Raw genomic sequence first — 1,695 nt, forward strand, 5'->3', positions numbered from 1 at the left:
AATTTAACAATTTAACCATTGAAGAAATTACCTGTCTAAATAATCTTATTTATATGCTTGAGGAAAATAAAGAAAAAGACCCTAAGTATAATTTAATANNNAGTTATTACTAGAAGATAAATGGTTAGAAAGAGGATGTATTATATTTTCTCAGTATTATGACTCTGCATATTGGATARCAGAATGCTTATCAAAGGATTTACCAAATAGAAAAATCGGAATATATGCAGGTGGAGATAAATCAGGAATTATTAYTAATGGCATATATGAAAGRTGTAGTAAGGAAAATATAAAGGAAATGGTTAAGAATAGAGAAATTAAAGTATTAGTTGGAACGGATGCAGCTAGTGAAGGACTTAACTTACAGACTCTAGGATCACTTATAAATCTAGACTTACCATGGAATCCAACTAGATTAGAACAAAGAAAAGGTCGTATTCAAAGAATAGGTCAAATGTATGATGAGATTTATATCTATAATATGAGATATAAAGGTTCTGTTGAGGATAAGGTTCATTTTATGTTATCAGAGAGATTAGAAAGTATCCATAGTTTATTTGGGCAGATTCCAGATATATTACAAGATGTYTGGGTTGATGTAGCTTTAAATGATTTAGAAAAAGCAAAAGAAAGAATTAACGCAGTTCCTAAAAASCATCCATTAAATTTAAGANNNNGATATTCTAATTAATTCTAAAAGGTTAGAAGATTTTAAACTAAATCCACAAAAATATATATAAGAAGTAACTAAAATAATAAGAAAAAATCTAAGACTCTTAGTAGTAGACGGTATAAGTTATTCTAAATTTAAAGGAAAAGATCCTTATTTTATAGAAATGTTCAATAACAGTGAACTACTTGCTTATTTGAATGATAAAATAGTAGAGAGTAAAAAGTCTCCTTATAACTATACTATATGCGATTCAGAGGTTGAAACTAAATTTGCTAAGCAATTTGAAGAAAGAGACGAAATTAAAGTTTATGTTAAACTACCAAATTGGTTTAAGATAGAAACTCCTATTGGAAGCTATAATCCAGATTGGGCTGTTGTTATAAATGAATTTGATGAAGAAAGGCTTTATTTTGTGGTAGAAACTAAAGGTAAAAGTGATATTAACCTTCTTAGAGAAGAAGAAAAAGCTAAAATTAAGTGTGCTAGAAAGCATTTTGAAGCTCTTGGTAAAGAGGTTGTATTTATAGCACCAGAAAATAATCCTGATGAATTTATTAAAAAAACTAAATCTACATTATCTAATTCTTAAAATATGAACATATAGAAGCTTAGAGATGAATTCAAACATATTTCTAAGCTTATTTTTTATATAAAACAACATCAAATTGATTAAATTAAAGTAAATTCYATAATTAACATATTTTAGTAAATTAAAATGCTATTTCTACGACGAGGCGACTTAAATTTATTAAGTTAACTGGTATCTTTTAACTTATGCATTAAAAGATGTATCTGATAGAGTAATTTCAGGTAAAAGAAATCTTTGAATAAACAGCTTATCATAATTATGAGTCCAAAATCAAATAGCGATATAGAGTGAATATGAAGCTTAATATAATCAAAGATTTTAATAAATAATAGTTATATGAATCATAAAAGAGTTAATCAAAATTATAAGATGCAAAGATATATTTATAAACATTAAACTAATAATATTATTTATATTTCATATGTATATTTAT

2 protein-coding genes are annotated in these 1,695 nt (G+C 25.6%); both read left to right on the forward strand.

Features of this window, described 5'->3' with window-relative positions; all coding sequences use genetic code 11:
- Window positions 1-142: 142 nt before the first annotated feature.
- Window positions 143-691, forward strand: coding sequence for a helicase-related protein (locus tag G3997_RS04785; RefSeq protein WP_330616297.1), 549 nt, complete (start codon window positions 143-145; stop codon window positions 689-691).
- 145 nt (window positions 692-836) lie between these two features.
- On the forward strand, window positions 837-1,262 hold the full coding sequence (locus G3997_RS04790; RefSeq protein ID WP_296648929.1) for a restriction endonuclease: 426 nt from the start codon (window positions 837-839) through the stop codon (window positions 1,260-1,262).
- Window positions 1,263-1,695: the final 433 nt, after the last annotated feature.

Origin of the sequence: Romboutsia sp. 13368 (genome assembly GCF_018336475.1) — a bacterium.
Lineage (GTDB): Bacteria > Bacillota > Clostridia > Peptostreptococcales > Peptostreptococcaceae > Romboutsia.

What these genes read in the sequence shown, in the direction of transcription:
- G3997_RS04790 (WP_296648929.1), top strand. Translation starts at nt 837, where the DNA reads ATGTTCAATAACAGTGAACTACTTGCTTATTTGAATGATAAAATAGTA.